This window comes from Paenisporosarcina macmurdoensis (assembly GCF_042658845.1).
Taxonomy (GTDB): Bacteria; Bacillota; Bacilli; order Bacillales_A; family Planococcaceae; genus Paenisporosarcina; species Paenisporosarcina macmurdoensis.
The window spans coordinates 133851-150936 of the sequence record NZ_JBHSRI010000003.1 but is presented as its reverse complement, the minus strand read 5'-3'; the positions used below and the strand labels follow the sequence as shown (position 1 = coordinate 150936).

14 protein-coding genes are annotated in these 17086 nt (G+C 36.6%); 11 read left to right on the top strand and 3 right to left on the bottom strand.

The features are described 5' to 3' along the window. Positions 1-11: 11 nt before the first annotated feature. Positions 12-1274 (top strand): TraB/GumN family protein, encoded by a 1263-nt coding sequence (locus ACFPYN_RS04650; RefSeq protein ID WP_377732843.1) that lies wholly within the window; start codon positions 12-14, stop codon positions 1272-1274. A 143-nt stretch (positions 1275-1417) separates the two neighbouring features. Beyond that, positions 1418-2149, top strand: a complete 732-nt coding sequence (locus tag ACFPYN_RS04645) for a class I SAM-dependent DNA methyltransferase (RefSeq protein ID WP_377732842.1) — start codon at positions 1418-1420, stop codon at positions 2147-2149. A gap of 618 nt (positions 2150-2767) precedes the next feature. On the opposite strand, the gene ACFPYN_RS04640 is transcribed toward ACFPYN_RS04645, so the two are convergent. Further along, complete coding sequence (locus tag ACFPYN_RS04640) at positions 2768-4177, bottom strand: bifunctional metallophosphatase/5'-nucleotidase (protein WP_377732841.1); 1410 nt, start codon at positions 4175-4177, stop codon at positions 2768-2770. Positions 4178-4479: 302 nt separating this feature from the next. Between ACFPYN_RS04640 and dnaN the strand changes: the two genes are divergently transcribed. From dnaN to ACFPYN_RS04615, 5 genes are all read left to right on the top strand, one after another. Further along, positions 4480-5613, top strand: a complete 1134-nt coding sequence (gene dnaN / locus ACFPYN_RS04635; protein WP_377732840.1) for a DNA polymerase III subunit beta — start codon at positions 4480-4482, stop codon at positions 5611-5613. A gap of 243 nt (positions 5614-5856) precedes the next feature. Continuing rightward, the gene (locus ACFPYN_RS04630; RefSeq protein ID WP_377732839.1) at positions 5857-7215 is read left to right on the top strand and encodes an MMPL family transporter; all 1359 of its coding nucleotides are present in this window, start codon (positions 5857-5859) and stop codon (positions 7213-7215) included. Then, positions 7202-8620 (top strand): efflux RND transporter permease subunit, encoded by a 1419-nt coding sequence (locus tag ACFPYN_RS04625; RefSeq protein ID WP_377732838.1) that lies wholly within the window; start codon positions 7202-7204, stop codon positions 8618-8620. The genes ACFPYN_RS04630 and ACFPYN_RS04625 overlap by 14 nt, the downstream gene beginning before the upstream one ends. 4 nt (positions 8621-8624) lie before the next feature. Continuing rightward, positions 8625-9197 (top strand): TetR/AcrR family transcriptional regulator, encoded by a 573-nt coding sequence (locus tag ACFPYN_RS04620; protein WP_377732837.1) that lies wholly within the window; start codon positions 8625-8627, stop codon positions 9195-9197. A gap of 142 nt (positions 9198-9339) precedes the next feature. Then, a complete protein-coding gene (locus ACFPYN_RS04615; RefSeq protein ID WP_377732836.1) occupies positions 9340-10041 on the top strand; it encodes a YjjG family noncanonical pyrimidine nucleotidase in 702 nt (233 codons plus the stop codon). Between the two features lie 329 nt (positions 10042-10370). Here the strand turns inward: ACFPYN_RS04615 and ACFPYN_RS04610 are convergent, their stop codons facing one another. Next, positions 10371-10811, bottom strand: coding sequence for a cell wall hydrolase (locus tag ACFPYN_RS04610; protein ID WP_377732835.1), 441 nt, complete (start codon positions 10809-10811; stop codon positions 10371-10373). A gap of 185 nt (positions 10812-10996) precedes the next feature. Here ACFPYN_RS04610 and ACFPYN_RS04605 point away from each other — a divergent pair, with 185 nt between their 5' ends. Next, a complete protein-coding gene (locus tag ACFPYN_RS04605) occupies positions 10997-11902 on the top strand; it encodes a multicopper oxidase domain-containing protein (protein WP_377732833.1) in 906 nt (301 codons plus the stop codon). 384 nt (positions 11903-12286) lie between these two features. Here ACFPYN_RS04605 and ACFPYN_RS04600 read toward each other — a convergent pair whose 3' ends face one another. Beyond that, positions 12287-12871, bottom strand: a complete 585-nt coding sequence (locus ACFPYN_RS04600) for a YdhK family protein (RefSeq protein ID WP_377732831.1) — start codon at positions 12869-12871, stop codon at positions 12287-12289. A gap of 269 nt (positions 12872-13140) precedes the next feature. Between ACFPYN_RS04600 and ACFPYN_RS04595 the strand changes: the two genes are divergently transcribed. The 3 genes from ACFPYN_RS04595 to ACFPYN_RS04585 all read left to right on the top strand — a co-directional run bounded on the left by ACFPYN_RS04595 (position 13141) and on the right by ACFPYN_RS04585 (position 16900). Continuing rightward, the gene (locus tag ACFPYN_RS04595) at positions 13141-14121 is read left to right on the top strand and encodes a c-type cytochrome (protein ID WP_377732829.1); all 981 of its coding nucleotides are present in this window, start codon (positions 13141-13143) and stop codon (positions 14119-14121) included. A gap of 250 nt (positions 14122-14371) precedes the next feature. Beyond that, on the top strand, positions 14372-15643 hold the full coding sequence (locus tag ACFPYN_RS04590) for an ATP-binding protein (protein ID WP_377732827.1): 1272 nt from the start codon (positions 14372-14374) through the stop codon (positions 15641-15643). Between the two features lie 336 nt (positions 15644-15979). Further along, complete coding sequence (locus ACFPYN_RS04585; RefSeq protein WP_377732825.1) at positions 15980-16900, top strand: patatin-like phospholipase family protein; 921 nt, start codon at positions 15980-15982, stop codon at positions 16898-16900. Positions 16901-17086 lie beyond the last annotated feature (186 nt).

Genomic DNA, 17086 nt, shown 5'->3' with positions numbered 1-17086 from the left:
GGGGATTTCCATTGCTTAAAACAACAAAATACATATTTTTATTAGGAATTTTCATAATTTCCACTACAGCCTGCTCACTGACATCAGAAACGGTAAAACTTGAAGAATATTTTCAAGATAGTTCTTTGGAAATCGTTGTACGAAAAGAACTTAAAAGTGAAAATCCAAAGGTATCGGAAAAAGAATTTGCAACTATTCAATCATTAAAAGCACCTGAAGCTGGAATCACTAATCTTGAAGGAATTGAAAAATTAACCTCTCTAAATTACTTGGATGTTACAGGTAATAATATTGATGATCTATCCCCTTTATTATCGTTGGAAAAATTATCAGAAGTTCAGTTGGGGGACATTTATTTCACTGGTGATTCGGATGAAACCGTAGGGAGTGTAATAGAAAACCTTGAGAAAAAAGGAGTAAAGGTTCATGTTCGTTCAAGACTGTCATTTGAAGAATATGATGGTCCGTCGGAAGGTATTTTTCACCGAGTTCAAAAAGATAATCAAACTGTGTACTTATTAGGATCCATTCATATAGGCGATCAAACCATATATCCCTTAAACCAGAAGATTGATGTCGCGTTTGAGGAAGCCGATCATCTAGCTGTTGAAATCAATATAGAGGATATTAATGAAACAGAAGCCTCGCAGACTATGATGCAACAAGGACTGTATCAAGACGGCACAACCCTCTCAACCGTTGTGGAAGATGAAGTTTTCAAGGATACGGTTGGCTATTTATCAGATTTGGGTTTGAATGAAGAAATGATTAATCAATTTCAACCTTGGTTTGTTACGATGATGCTCTCTGAAGTCGCTTTAGGGAAGTCTAATTTAACTAGTGAGAATGGGGTAGACAAACACTTTATTACTCGTGCAACTGAAAAGAAATTACCCATCATAAGTCTGGAATCTGTCGAAAGTCAGATTGCGTCAATTAGTTCAGCTCCTGTTGAGGAGCAAATCGAAAGTCTCGAAATCACACTAGACTCAATGGATATATATGAGGAAGAATTAACGCAATTGATTCGTGTTTGGCGTTCTGGCAACATTGATGTAATCGCTCAGCTGCGTGATTTGAGTGAAGGGTCTGAGCAGTTAGCCATGGACGAAAGAGACTTATTAATGGCCGATAAAATAGAAGGATTTCTCAATGCGGATGACGGAGAAACGTATTTTGTCGTAGTAGGTGCTCTACACTTAGCTGGTGAAAATAGTATTGTCGATTTGCTTGAAACAAGAGGGTATTCAATCGAGTCGCCTGGAGAATTCTGAACACGCTTATTCTGGGTATATGGAAATTTCTTGATTGAAATATAGCGAGTGAAAAAGGATTTTACAATGAAGTCTGTTTTTGGTTTCATTAAGCATGAGGTACCACATTTGGTGTATTACTTAGCAAGAAGAGAGGGAAATTGATGGAGTATAGAGGGGCATCAGCTTATAATGATGATCAATTTTTCAAGAATTACATGACCAGAAGAAATCGTGAGGAAAGTCCAAACAATATGATTGAAAAGCCCATATTCCTTGAAATGATAGGTGATGTAAAAGGGAAAAAGGTTTTAGATCTGGGGTGTGGAGATGCAAAATTTGGTGTTGAACTTCTACAAAAAGGATGCGCTTCGTACGACGGAGTAGAAGGTTCAGTAAATATGGCAAAAGAAGCTACGAAAAGCTTAACTGGAACAGTGGGAAACGTCCATCTTTCTCCAATGGAAACGTGGGATTTTCAAACAGGAAGCTATGATTTAGTTGTTTCACGATTAGCTCTTCATTATTTATCCGAATTAAGGGATATATTTCAAGAAACACATAAATCACTAGGAAGTAATGGAAAATTTATATTTAGTGTTCAGCATCCTGTATTAACTTCGTCAATAAAAAGTGCAGCTGCTTCTTCCTCAAAAGCAGATTGGATCGTAGATGATTATTTTAATAGTGGGGAAAGAGTAGAACCTTGGATTGATAAAAAGATTGTTAAATATCATCGTACGATTGAAGAATATTTTCAACTATTAAAACAAGCGGGATTCATGATTGAAGATATTAGAGAAGGTACTCCAAGAGTGGAAGAATTTACTAGTGAAAGTGAATATAAACGTCGAATGAGAATCCCTCTTTTTTTAATGTTTGCATGTAAAAAGTAAGAAAGTTGGAGGAGAGCAAAGGTTTTTCTCTACATGGAAAGCCATTCTGGTTTAGGATGAAAGTCAAAATAAAGTTAGTATTCGAGTCAATTTTATAAATGACGTTTGATTAATGATACACGAATATTTGAAGTTTATTCCTTGGAGTTGTTTAATAATTTCGGTCATTTGATTGGAGTGAAGGGCGGCGTCTCCAGCGGGAAAAGTGTGTCCAGGTGTGACCCCGCAGAGAGCAAAGCGAACGAGGAGGCACACGGACCACCCGCGGAAAGCGTCCGCCCGTAACGGAAATCAACAGAATCTCTGTTTTAGAATCTTCGTGTTTACATCCGGTTTCATGAATTATGAAATTGACTCATTCATAAACATTATTTCAAAGGGAATTCAAAATGGGGTCACGAATGATGCATTTGATAATGGCTAATCAAGTCTTTGAAAAGCTTGAAATACCTAATCAACAAGGTTCTTCTAGGCTGAAATCAAAGATTATATTACTTTAGCAACTGATACTGCACTAAAAGTTTGCAGTTCAATAAAAAATAATACTTTTAATCATAAAAATAACCAATCCTCTTGTATTCGAACTCAAGAGGATTGGTTATTCTGGTTTAGTTAGTATTAAAGTATCTTGCTCTTCATCTTAGTATATTGTTGTTTCAAGTAATCCATAAAAACATCTTTAACCATAAATTCCTTCGAATAATCAATTAGTGTGTTTCCTTTGACACTAGGGTACCCGCACACTTCTTCGTATATAAGTGAAGAGCCAGTGGCTACAGTATACTTCTTAGTGAAATCAATCGTTTCATCATTTACTAGGATGTCAGATACTTTTCCCTCGTGCTCTGTCCAGCGCACACCAGAGAATTGTAATTTCCCAATAGCTATCCCCTGAGGACGAAATCCACTGCCATATACTTTTCGATTCGTAATTTCTTTGTCGAATGTTTCATGAATAAGACCAGCTATTTGTTGTCCAGTTAGCTCAATTAAGGAAGCAGCCTGCATACTTTTACAAGTGTTTAATACACTAGCTTTTGTGATTTCACCACTTTCCAACCCATTTGTTGCAGCTCCACCGTACATAATTCCTACATCAGACTTCCAAAAATCTTTGACGCTACAAGCCATTAACTCTACTAACTCCTCATGCGTAATAGCCCTGTCCGAATAATAGACAACTTCAGATAAATATTTCTCGGTTTCTACTCGTCCTTTTTCAACGACTGCACTTAGTTCAGTATCACACTTATCATCCATTGATATTTCTGTTAAGTGACCTGTATGTTCAACGACTTTCATTTCCTCGATATCCACAGTAATTCTTAGTTCGCCCACGTATTTTCCGTATGATCCTGCTTGGACGATGATTACATTTTCCACAACCTCGGGCTGACTTATCACGGTATGGCTATGGGCACCAACAATGACATCAACGAGCCCTGATAATTGTTTAGAAAGTTCTATATCAGCCCCATATCCCATATGCGAAAGGAAAATAATCAGGTTAGCACCATCTTTTCTTAATTTCTCGACGGCTTGTTTTATTGAATTAAGGGTATCTCGATTTCGAAACCCATGTTTGTTTTCATATATATCTTCAAATTGATCAGTTGCTCCAAAAAGCCCGACGTTTAACCTGTCACCAACCTTAAGCAAAAGGGTCTCTTTTGTTCCACCTATTTGTGAACCATCGGACTCTTCCAGGTTTAAGAGGAGCCAAGGAACTTTTGAATCGTGGCTTAGCTGCCTAATGTTGTCTTTAGGTAAACGCAACAGTTCGTTGTTTCCAACAGACATCGCATCATACCCAGTAGCATTAAGCATGTCTAGATGAATAGTACCCGAAGTGGCCAAGCATTCATTCATGCTCATATCCATATGGTCACCACCATCTAAGACAATTACATGTTCACCTTGACTCAGTAGATCTCTTTTTCTTTTTTTAATTAAGGCTGCTTGTCTAATAGCTAAATCATAGTGACCGTGCAAATCATTCGTATGAAGTATCGTAAGTGTTTCTTTCATGTCAAACCTCCAACATTATTAATATTCCAATTATATGTAATTATACCATTATTAAAATAAATACGACTCGTCGTTTCTGTGATCGTTAATAGAGACATAAGGCAATAAAAATTATTTTCTAGAAATGTAGATTTCTCTCCTCGAGGGTATTTTGTTGTAAAAAGAAGCTAGTGCAATTCGATTTTCATCGTGTTATATTAATCAATGTTGAAATTATATAAGTATTCGAAAAAATGATTTAATTTGGTTTACTCCATATATCAAGTGGAGTTCAAATACTAATTTTTAAGTGAGGGAAAAAGATGAAGTTTGAAATTATGCGTCACCGATTAATAGAGGGATTAAATGATGTAATGAAAGCAGTGAGTTCCAAAACAACCATTCCGATTTTGACGGGAATAAAAATAGAAGTTACAGAAGAAGGACTTCGATTAACAGGTAGTGATTCTGATATCACCATTCAAACATTTATTAAAACCGAAGAAAATGGAGAACAAGTCATTCGGGTTATTGAAGAAGGGTCGATTGTCTTACAAGCACGTATGTTCAATGAAATTATACGTAAATTACCAACGAACGATGTGGAATTAGAAGTAACCGAGCATTTTCAAACGCATATACGATCAGGAAAATCAGAATTCCATTTAATTGGACTGGATGCTTCTGAATATCCACTGGTACCAGAAATTCAGGATGACCGTCAATTTGTCATACCTGCTGATTTGTTAAAATCAATTGTGCGTGAAACCGTGTTTGCGATATCTACTTCTGAAAGTCGTCCTATATTAACGGGTGTTCACTGGCGCGTGAAAAATGGAGAACTCGTATGTGTTGCCACTGACAGTCATCGTCTTGCTCGTCGAAAAACGATATTGGAGCAAATGCCTGAAGGAGAATACAGCGTAGTCATTCCTGGGAAGAGCTTAAATGAATTAAGCAAAATCATTGGAGATTCGTCAGAACCAGTTCATATCGTGATGACGGACCAACAAGTGCTTTTTAAAACATCAGCTGTATATTTCTACTCGCGTCTACTTGAAGGTACCTATCCTGATACATCTCGATTAATCCCGAATGAATTTACTACGAAGGTCACCATTGACGGAAAAGCATTATTTCAAGCAATAGACCGAGCTTCTTTATTAGCACGTGAAGAACGCAATAATATCGTTCGATTTACATCATTAAAAGATAATGTTATAGAAATATCTTCTAGCTCAGCTGAAATCGGTCAAGTAGAAGAAGAAATACAAAGCACATTAGTCGAAGGCGAAGAGTTGAATATTTCATTCAGTGCGAAATACATGATGGATGCTTTAAAAGCAGTTGGTGGGCAAGATGTGAAAGTTCAATTTATAGGAGCCATGCGACCATTCATCATAAATTCTGTTCATGATGACGCTGTTTTACAACTGATCGTACCAGTTCGTACATAACTATTAATTTAGCACTAAAAAGTTAAATACCGAACTTAACCACATCTTGTTACCTATCTGATGCTCAAGTTGAAGAATCTGCTGCCTATAAAGGGTGGCTTTTTTTATTGCATTAAAAGTGAAGGTTACGACATAAAAAGATTTTATTCTCCAAACTATTCAGTTGAATAAAACTAAAATAAGTGTAATATGTATGTTAGTACTCACTAACATAAAATTATTCATGAAAAGGAGTTAATAATTATGTTCATTCTTAAGCGGTTGGCCTCGTTATTAAAGAAAAAACCAGTAAAAACAATCTTATTTACTGTTTTGCTTATCGTAGTTTTAGCAGTTGGTGCACAAAATGTAGAAATGGCAACTGGCAATGATACTTTAGTTAGCAGTGAATCGGATGTCTATCAAGACAATCTGGCCTTAGAAAAAGAGTTCGGCGGTGAATCAATCATCGTTATGTACGAAAGTGATGATCAAAAGTCCTTACTTGCAATAAACAATCTAGAGCACATGGAAGGCTTAGAACAACAACTTGCATTAAATGAAAATATCTACAGTATGATCAGCCCCGTGATGCTCATAAATCAGATGTCCGAGAAACAGGCAGGTAAGTATCAAGAAGGACTGTCTGAAATAATCACTGGTCTTGATGAAATGAGTGGAAAGTTACATGAAATCGGAGACAACCTCATCAGTAAAACCGAGTCAAGTAGTCAGTCGCCACAAGATGGGACAGAGAACTTATATGGAGAGAAAATCAGACAGTTCGGGATAGCAATTAATAAAACGACATCCGACATGACGACTGATCAACCTCAATTACAACAACAAATCACTCAATTAAAGGATTACAGTCAAGAGCTCATTCAACTATCTGAACAAGTGAAACAAAATGAGTCTAAAACATCTGCACTTCAGACGACAAATACGGAGCAAGGAACACAAGAACAACAGCAAGTTGAATTAAAGGAACTGAGCACAGGGTTAAAGGAAATGGGAAATCAGTTGGAATCTATCAGTTTGAACATGAACAATATGCAAAAATACTCTGATACGCTATCTCCCGGACTTCCTAAAAATCAAAAGACCCTTGATTATATGATTTACGATGACGATGGCCAGTTACTAGATATGTTCAATGAGCTGGTTATGGATGACAGATACATGATGATGTCGATTAAATTCAAAGGAGAAGTAAGTGATGTCGACAAAAGTGAGGTAGTAGAATCGATTAACTCCTATCTTGATCAGCATTCATTAACAACGACACAAACGTTTGTATCTGGAAAGCCGGTACTGGACGGGGAAATAGAATCTTCTATGAAGGATAGTATGAAAAAAATGATGATGCTTGCTCTCATCGTCATGATTATTGTTTTAATGATTTCATTCAAAACAAGATGGCGCGTTTTACCTTTAGGGATAGTGCTGATAGCAATAGTTGGAACGATTGGAATTATGGGCTGGGTTAGCATCCCGATTACCATGGTGTCGATGGCAGTATTTCCTATCCTGATCGGTTTAGGTATTGACTATGCCATCCAATTTCAAAGTCGATATACCGAAGAAATGGAAGAAGGGGAGGATCAGTATGAAGCAGAATAAAAAGTTTACTAGTCACGCACATAAAAGTTTATACCGTACCGTTACGAAAATGGTGCCAGCGGTCTTGACGGCTCTAATAGCAACTTCACTAGGTTTTATTTCTCTATATACTTCTCCCGTCCCTATGATTCAAGACTTTGGAAAAATGTTAACTATTGGAATGATTATTAGTTTCATAGTCGGTGTTTTTATATTGATACCACTCCTTTTTACAAGGGATTCCTTTTTCTCATATGAAGCTTCTATTAAACGCTCGAAAAAGACAGGTAAGTCTTCACGATTTGAAAATTTACTAGATGGTATTACCAAAAAGGTGGTTGCTCTCAGATGCTGGATTATAGTCATAGCCACGATTACAGCTGGTTTTGGTATCTGGGTCGATTTAGACGCTAAGGCAGAGACTGATGTTGAGACATTTATGCCGCAGGATACCCAAGTACTTAAAGATATTCAAAAATTACGAGGTATTGTTGGTACAACTGATCAAGTTTCCATCGTGTATGAGGGGAATGATATCTTGTCTCCAAGTTCTCTTAACTGGGTAGATGCAACAACAACCGATATTGGAAAAGAGTTTTCACAAGTGGTGGTTAAGTCAAATTCAATTACAGAAGTGTTCAAAAAATTGAATGACGGGGAAATTCCAACAGGCTCAGGGTTAAAAGAGTTAATGGAAGATATTCCGGATCAACAACAGAAGCTCCTTATTAACGAGTCTGGTACAAAAGGGGTAATCACCGTCGGCATCAAACATCTGGAAGCTGAGCCGTTGAAAAACTTTATTGATGATTTGAATCAATACCTTAACGACAACCAGCCAGCTAATATGGAAACAATGGTAACTGGGAAATCTGTGTTGGATGTCGAAATGGTTTCTGGTTTGACAACCGGGCGATATAAAATGACCTTGCTTGGAATGGCCCTTGTATTTTTAGGTTTACTCGCCGTTTACCGACACCCGATTAAGGCTTTGATCCCTTTGTTACCGATTACTTTAATCATTGGTTGGTCCGGAGCCGTGATGTATTTTGCTGAAATAAGCTATACTCCTCTAACGGCGACGTTAGGTGCATTGATTATAGGGATTGGCACAGAATTCACCATTTTAATCATGGAAAGATTTTATGAAGAACGTGAAAATGGGAGTTCAAGCATCGATGCCATCAGAATAGCAAACCAAAAAACGGGAAAATCCATTTTTGCATCTGCCATTACAACTATTGGTGGCTTTAGTGCTTTGCTTGTATCAGATTTTGTCATCTTGAGTAATTTTGGTATGATGACCCTAATCAATATCTCACTAGCTTTATTCAGTACGATTATCGTGATGCCAGCTGTCTTGATTATTTTAGATCGTTTTGTAAAAACAAAACCTAGAAGAGAAAAGGATATAGTAGTAAATTAGGGAGATGGAGTCAATAAAAGATAAAACTGAACAAATTTTGCAAGCAGCTGTAAAAATATTTATTAATAAAGGGCTTCAGGCAACCACTCAGGAAATTGCCAAAGAAGCGGATGTTGCCGAAGTTACTTTATATCGTAAGTTTTCTACTAAGCAAAACTTATTTAAAACGGTTATTAAAAATGTGCTTGAAAGACAATTCAATTCTAAGGTGATGCAACTAGCTGATCAAGAAAATACAGAAGAATTTCTTAAGGGAACGATTGATAATCGCTTAAAGACACTTTCCAAAAATGCATCTTTAGTAAAGATGCTGATCTCGGAAAGTTTGAAAGGCAATTTGAGTCCCGACATTGATTTTCCTGTCATCATTCATGCTCATCTGAAAAAGGCATTAGACCACCATTTTGCTCAAAAGAATCAAAATTGTGACAGTGAACTTTGTGCAAGGCAATTAGTAGGGATTTTTCTAAGCCACATTGTCGTTCCTAACGAGCTACCTTATTACAAGCTAAATGATGAAGATAAAGAAGTTTTAGTTAATAAGTATGTAAAATCACTGCTAATATTATTAGATTGACGATTAACAAGTATGAGAGTTCAAGTGGAGAGATAATAAGATGGTGGAAATTGGGTGTCCATCTACAATTCTCTCCCGGATGATTGTTAAACGATTTGGCTGTACCAAAGTTTTAAAAGAACCACAAAAAGGGTGAGTAGACTTGAAGTATGATGTATTAATATTTGATTTAGATGACACTTTATTTGATTTCGGTGAAACAGAAAAGCATGCGCTCGATCATTCATTTCGTGCATTTAGTTTCCCTAATGGTTTAACGGATTACAGAGCTAGTTATAAAGAGATAAGTAAAGGACTGTGGCTTGACTTGGAGCAAGGACGTATCTCGCTTTCAGACCTAAAAGTGGAACGATTCAAGCGCTTGTTCCTTCAACATGAACTGCTGCTTAGTCCAGAAGAATTTGGACAAACATATATGGAAAACTTAGGTAGAGAAGTACATATGATTGATGGGGTACAGGACATGTTGATTAATCTTTCTAGTTGTAGACTTGTCCTGTTAACAAATGGCTTTAAAGATGTTCAACATGCAAGAATTGCTCTTTCGCCACTGCATCAAACATTTGAAGTGATTGTTACTTCGGAGGAAATCGGATATCAAAAGCCACAATCAGAAATTTTTGAATATGTATTTGAAAAGCTGCGTCATACTGAGAAGCAAAATGTATTAATGATTGGGGACTCTCTAACATCAGATATCCAAGGCGGCAATAATTTTGGAATCGATACTTGTTGGTTTAATCCTACTAAAAAAGAGAATCTTACAAGTATTAATCCAACATTTGAAATCAGTAATTATGAAGAACTAGAACACATCGTAAAACATACGGTATTCGTAAAATAATTCATTGCTTTTGAAGGACAAGGGTACCATGAAATACTATAGAAGTAGATGAGAAGTGAAGTTTGCATTCAGCCTACCTGGTTCTGTTTCTTTGGGAATGTAAGACTAATAACTAAAAGCACATTACTAAATGATTGATATAAAAAAGGGAACGCCTGCTAACCAGGAGTTCCCTTTTTTAATACACCAAAAACGTTTGGAAAAATAGGATGCGGTTAAGGTTTCGACAACCATATTGGAGTTGCATTGAATGAATATGATTTGCTACCAGTACCTACGACAAAATGGGAGTTTGAAAAGTCTAGAATTTGTAATAGCACCTAGACAATCTAACCGATATAAACACTTTCACATGTTCCAGCTATTGGTTCATAATAACAATGATTTTTATATTGACCTGAAAAAGGCTGATTGTACCATGTTGGAGGGCAAGGACCATATGGATTAAAGTACCAAAGAGCATATTTCCCTGGGTGTTGTCTCCAAGAATCCAAATTCTGTTTGGCTAATCTCTTTTCAATTTCTCTCGCTCTCTGATAAAATAGATTACCTTTTTGAACAGCTTCAAAAGAATAATTATTTCCTTGTACCTGGAAAATGACATCATTAATGTTTCTTACATCCTTAAAGTCTAAACAGTCTGCTATAGCACGGTTAACAATTACATTTCCGACATATAACATTCCCTGCTTTCCTTCACCCTCGGCTTCTGCTCTCATCATCCTTGCCATTAAATCAACATCTGAACTTCGGTATTTTACTCTTGGCATTTATTCACCCCATAAATATTGTATGAAAAAAAGCCTACTTTGATGTCATTCTTTTTAATCCCTTTATTCAACAGCCTCTTTTGGTTATTGAAAAAGTGGTAATTAAACAAAGTATAAAAGTACATAGTATGTATGCATCTTTTGATTTACATGTACATAGTATTTACCCATAGGGGGAACTGATATTGAGTGACTTTCATCTATATGTTCTTTGTTTAATAAGTGGTATCACTATTATTTCCATAATATTAGCTCTAAAGAGGAAGAGTCATTTCACATATATGTCGGGAATGATCGTTTCAATGTTCTTAGGTATGAATGTTGGATTAACTGCTGGAGTTACGTTCGGTGTTGTATACCAAGGAGATTTATTTCTTTCAACGATTTTAGGAATGGCTTTCGGTATACTGTCGGGTTCCTTTTGCGGAAGTTGCTTTGGCTTACTCTCATCTCTCGAAGGGTTAATGTCTGGTTTGATGGGCGGTATGATGGGGGCGATGTTAGGAGAGATGGTTGCGGTTGAACAAGCAAATGTGTTCATCAAGATTTTTTTGCTCATCTTAATGAGTACGATTTTTCTATTGATTATTCTTACCACGCCGAACAAGGCAACTATTAAGAATAGGAGCTGGTTCTTAAAACCCGTTTCAACTTTGTTGTTGAGTGGTTTGGTTATATTTTTCGGCATTTCATTGAGTATGGAGAAGGCAGAATCAAAATCGTTAATTCATGACCACGAACAAGATAGAAATAATGATTTTGAAACACAAAAAGATATTGTTATTGAAACATCAGGTATGAATTACTCACCAGAGGAAGTGGTTGTGGAGAGAAATAAGTCCATTACATTGGTATTAAAAAATTCGGATCAAATAGAGCATGACATTGAAATTAAAGGCGTGTCATTTAATGTGATGAGTACATCTACACATCAGCATGATGTTAAGGAGAACGTGATACATTTGCATGCAGAACCTCAAACAACAAGTAATATTTCATTTACGATAAATGAAGTTGGAGTATATGAATTTTATTGTACAGTTCCTGGTCATAAAGAGAACGGTATGATCGGTCAGTTTGTAGTAAAGTAAATTTAAAAAAGTTAATTCCTTTTTTTGTATTGGAAAATACTCCTTATACTTTACATAACTATTTCGTATCCCCTGATTACTGGTGGATGGAGAAAGAATTGAAAAACATAAATGGATTATTAAGGTATAGTAAAAGGAGCTGGCGACGAACCATTTGAACAGGGAGCGCAAGTTAAATGTGCACGCCAAGTTTCTATGTAAATGGTAATACAAAAGCACGATCACTGACATAGTTGTCTAGTGATCGTGCTTTTGTAGTTTTACCCTTTCTATTGCATGTGTCCTATAGATAAGGGAACTGAAAATTCAACTGTACCTACTAAATAAAAAGGGAACTGCCCTTCGTCATATTTCATGACATCTAGGACAGCTCCGATATTTCCTTTATTTTGCGGATAGTTCACTTTCTGTTACCCATTTATGATTAGTCACTTCTTCTCCACCAGTAGTTGGAGTGAAATTAATCATATATACAGTCGTTTGTTCGGCCGAATCAATCTCAGCTTTTGCACCATCCATTCCTTCCATGTGATCTGCCTCAAGGATTACTTCGGCTCCAGCTTCTAATGGTTCATCACCAGCATCTTCGATTTCTTCATGGACAACCCATTTGTGATTGCTCACTTTTTCTCCACCTGTTGTCGGAGTATACGAAACAGCGTAGGCTATCGTGTCAAAAGCGAGCACAATAGTTGCTTCAGCACCCTTCATACCCTCCATGTGACCATTCTTAATAATCGCTTTGCTTCCGACTTCAAAAGTTGGATTTTCTTCAACTTTCAAATCTTCTGGAACTTCACCTGATCCGTTGTGATTCATATCCATATTTTCTTCGGAACCAGATTCCATATCCGTGTTTTCATGATTCATATCATCCATTTCATCTTTTTCAGAAGATGAATCTGAGCAAGCCGTTAGCGCTAGCACTAGAGTTGGAACCAGTAGTATTTTTCTATAAGTATTTTTCATCAATAAGTCACTCCTTCAGCTAATGACAAGAGTATACCCAATAATTATGCAAAATCTATGCAGACCGAAGTTTGATCATTATAGAAAGAAACTACTTAGGCAAAATGCTATACGGAAAACTTCAAATAATTTGAAATTCTTTGAGATTTAGGGTAAATAGAAGCTTTATTAAATAGGGTTAGGGGTATATAATTAGGGGATCGTAATGGATATAATAATCAATCCTATTGTTATTGTGAATGGATTGTAATGAGAGGGATGTGCAAAGTATGAGTAGAGGTATAACTTTGACAATTGGGTTTTTATTTATTTTATCACTCATTTTTATTGGTGCTTTAGGTAATAAGCTCGGGGATGAAAAAGAGAGAGCAGATAAAAGCTCCACTAATGTGCAGCAACCTGTTTCTGGTGAATTAGCCTCAGAAGCTACTTTTAATCCACCTTCACTTGAAGATGTTCCTGATGGACCTCAAGGTGAAGCAATTTTAAGAGGACATGAGCTAGTGGACGATACATCAAACCAGTTGCGAGCTGATGCTGCTTCTGCAGAAGATGGCCAACAGCGTGTGAACGAATTATCATGTTCTAGCTGTCATGCTGGTGCCGGATTAGAACAAGACTCTTCTCCTTTAGTGGGAGTAGCTGCGAAATACCCGAATTATATTTCACGTAATGACGAAATCGTGTCGCTTGAAGAACGCATTAATGGGTGCATGGTAAGAAGTATGAATGGTCAACCTTTTGCTGAAGATGACGAAGATTTGGACGCAATGGTGGCTTATTTTAAATACATTTCAGAAGGAATCCCCGTTGGAGCTGAGCTTCCATGGCTGGGGCAGAATGATATGAAAGAAGTGCCAATTCCAGATGTAGCTGCTGGAGAAACGATGTTCCAACAATCGTGTATTGCTTGCCATGCCCAGGATGGTGCAGGTACTGGAGCTAATACGGGTCCTGCTTTATGGGGTGAAGGTTCATTTAATGATGGTGCTGGTATAGCTCGTTTCTCAAGAATGGCAGGATATATTCAAAACAATATGCCTAAAGGTCAGGAGAAAACCTTGACTGATCAGGAAGCAAGTAATCTTGCTGCCTTCGTTCTCTCTCAAGATCGACCTGAATGGGGAGATCATGCTGGAGATTGGCCAGGTGGTGGCGCACCAAAAGATTCGATGACGAAAGAACTGCGTCAACAAATTAAAGATGGCACGATTAACTGGGAAGAAATTCTCAGTCCTACTACTAAATAATCTTGTAACAATTGAATGATGAATCAAGGAGTGGCCGAAGTTTTATCTTCTGCCGCTCTTTGTATATGCATGGAATGTCTGATCGTCTGCGTAGCCTCTAATGATATTTTTATGGTTATATTTACAAAGAATATTACAATAGGGCTATAAGTATTTTTCTACTATACTGATTGTATTGCTCAATATTGGATAATATGTGACAATATAACTAATTGCAAACAAGCATACAATCATTTTAAGGGGTAGAACAATGAAAATTCGCACCAATTTCTTTCGGATAATACCATTCTTATATTTAATAATAGGACCAATTTGGTTTATTGGAGCAGATTATTTATTAAGTGTTTCTAAGTTTTCTGCTGAAAAAGTCCTTTTCTTACATATATCCAAAAGTCTATTATTCGTATTTTTCACAGCTATTCTTTTATTTTTTTTAATAAGGAATTTAAGAAATTCAAAACAAATCGAGGAAGAGAAAGAGAAGCTAAGTTTATTAATCGATACAATGCCCGACGCTATTTCATTTAAAGATGGAGAGGGAAGGTGGCTCCAAATAAATAAATTTGGCGCTCAGTTATTCGAACTTGAAGGTGTCGATTACAAAGGTAAAACAGACAGAGAGATGGCTCAATACACTGAATTTTACCATGATGCTTTGATTTATTGTATAGATACAGACGAAGAAGCGTGGAAGGCAGGAAAGGTAAGTCGTTGTGAAGAGATAATTCCTCTAAGGGATGGATCAAGCAAAACTTTTGATGCATTTAAAGTGCCTATTTTTAATGATGATGGGTCTAGAAAAGGTTTGGTCGTTATCGGGAGAGATATTACCGCGTTAAAAGAAACAGAGAGTATGTTACGACAATCAGAGAAAATGTCTGTTTTAGGTGAACTTGCTGCGGGTATTGCTCACGAAATACGAAATCCACTCACTACTATTAAAGGGTTTATGCAAATGGGTCAAGAGAAAACAATTAAACTTGATCAACATATTGATGTGTTAGTTGATGAAATTGATCGAATTAATACGATTGTCAATGAACTTTTAGTTATTGCAAAGCCAACAGATGTTATTTTTTCTAAGAAGAACATTAATACAATTGTGAGCGAAGTCGTTCAATTGTTATCGATAGAAGCAGCCTTACAAAGTACTCAATTAAATGTGATTGAACAAGATCAATTCCATACATATTGTAATGATAGTAAACTAAAACAAGTGTTTATGAATATTATTAAAAATGCTCTGGAAGCAATCTCTACTGAAGGTGAAGTAACTATTACAATATATGATAAAAATGAGGATCATTTCGCCATTAAATTTGAGGATAATGGTTGCGGAATTGAAGAATCCCGATTAAAACATATTGGGGAGCCATTTTATAGCGTAAAAGAAAAAGGGATTGGATTAGGAATGACAGTATGCTTTAGGATCATAGAATCACACAAAGGTTCTATCCATATCAAAAGCCAAGTGAATGTTGGGACTTCTGTAGAAGTATTATTACCCAAGTTGGAAGTTTAAATTATTTCAAAAAGATTACCTTATTTGTGTTCTCTCCTTAACTACTTGTCAGGAGGGTTGTGAAAACTTTATAGAAATCTCAAAAGCGGCCGAGTGTACCTCGGCCGTTTTTGAGATTTTAAAAGAACTGGTAATTTTTAATCAACGTAACTAGCTCTCCATTTTACTATGAAACTAGTCGCTAAAATGTTTTATGGCGACTAAAAGAACTACTCAACTGCAACAGCAAATTGATTTTTTGAATAAGTTAAGTGACCTTTTGTTAAGTAGGGAGTTCTAATTTTCTTTCTAACCTCCTACAGTGTAATAACGTTAAGAAAAGGGAGAGCGTTATGCATGTTAATTGATGGGGTGTTTTCAGGTGGTGGATTGAAAGATTTTGCATTGGTTGGGGCTTATCAGGAGTTAGAGGAGAAGGGTTTTCGCTTTCATCGTGTAGCGGGAACAAGTGCAGGTGCCATTCTTGCCTGTTTCATAGCTGCTGGTTATACAGGTAAAGAAATTGAAGAAATGTTGAATGACCAAGATTTTCAAACGCTTCTTGACCCGCGTAAAACCATCCTTCCATTACCGGTGTTGAAATGGTTTTTACTTTATTGGCGAATGGGTTTATATCAAGGCAATGCATTGGAGAAGTGGTTCATGGAAAAGCTGACATCAAAAGGAGTCTATACGTTTGGAGACTTACCAGACGGCAAGTTGAAGCTAATTGCTTCTGATTTAACGAACGGCAAGATGTTAGTTCTTCCTGATGATTTAGCCCAGTTTGGGATATCTGCAAACACCTTTCCTCTTGCACGTGCTTTACGTATGAGTTGTGGAATTCCATTCTTCTTTGAACCAGTTAAATTGAAAGTGGGTTATGGGGAGACAATTGTAGTAGATGGAGGGGTATTGAGCAACTTTCCAATGTGGTTGTTTGACGAACCAAATGGGAAGAGACAACGACCAGTTCTAGGCATGAAGATTAGCCGTGGGCATAAGGATTCGCCAGCACATTTAATCAACAACGGATTGAATTTGTTCGAAGCACTCTTTTCAACTATGCAAAATGCTCATGATGAAAAGTACATTTCTCGAAAACATGAAAAAGATATTATTTTCATTCCAGTGGATGATACGAGTACAACCCAGTTTGATTTAAGTCAGGAAACGAAAGCTGCCCTGATGGAGAGTGGACGCAAAAGCACCATTCAGTTCTTGAAAACGTGGTCACCACCCATTGATAGAAAAAGCTATCAAACGGTGCATCGTTAAATGAATTGTACTCGCTTACAATTTGGATATATTCTACAATTGCATACCTTAAAAGAACCAACAACGTCCTTTATAGTTGTTGGTTCTTTTAGGATATTAATATAAATAGCAAAGTCTTTCTCTATGAAATATTAATTTAAATCCGACCACGATTCAATTAGTTGATTTATTGTATCCAGTGTTATA

Coding starts and splice junctions, on each gene's coding strand:
- ACFPYN_RS04645 (WP_377732842.1), top strand. CDS start 1,418: ATGGAGTATAGAGGGGCATCAGCTTATAATGATGATCAATTTTTCAAG.
- ACFPYN_RS04640 (WP_377732841.1), bottom strand. CDS start 4,177: ATGAAAGAAACACTTACGATACTTCATACGAATGATTTGCACGGTCAC.
- dnaN (WP_377732840.1), top strand. CDS start 4,480: ATGAAGTTTGAAATTATGCGTCACCGATTAATAGAGGGATTAAATGAT.
- ACFPYN_RS04630 (WP_377732839.1), top strand. CDS start 5,857: ATGTTCATTCTTAAGCGGTTGGCCTCGTTATTAAAGAAAAAACCAGTA.
- ACFPYN_RS04625 (WP_377732838.1), top strand. CDS start 7,202: ATGAAGCAGAATAAAAAGTTTACTAGTCACGCACATAAAAGTTTATAC.
- ACFPYN_RS04620 (WP_377732837.1), top strand. CDS start 8,625: ATGGAGTCAATAAAAGATAAAACTGAACAAATTTTGCAAGCAGCTGTA.
- ACFPYN_RS04610 (WP_377732835.1), bottom strand. CDS start 10,811: ATGCCAAGAGTAAAATACCGAAGTTCAGATGTTGATTTAATGGCAAGG.
- ACFPYN_RS04600 (WP_377732831.1), bottom strand. CDS start 12,871: ATGAAAAATACTTATAGAAAAATACTACTGGTTCCAACTCTAGTGCTA.
- ACFPYN_RS04595 (WP_377732829.1), top strand. CDS start 13,141: ATGAGTAGAGGTATAACTTTGACAATTGGGTTTTTATTTATTTTATCA.
- ACFPYN_RS04590 (WP_377732827.1), top strand. CDS start 14,372: ATGAAAATTCGCACCAATTTCTTTCGGATAATACCATTCTTATATTTA.
- ACFPYN_RS04585 (WP_377732825.1), top strand. CDS start 15,980: ATGTTAATTGATGGGGTGTTTTCAGGTGGTGGATTGAAAGATTTTGCA.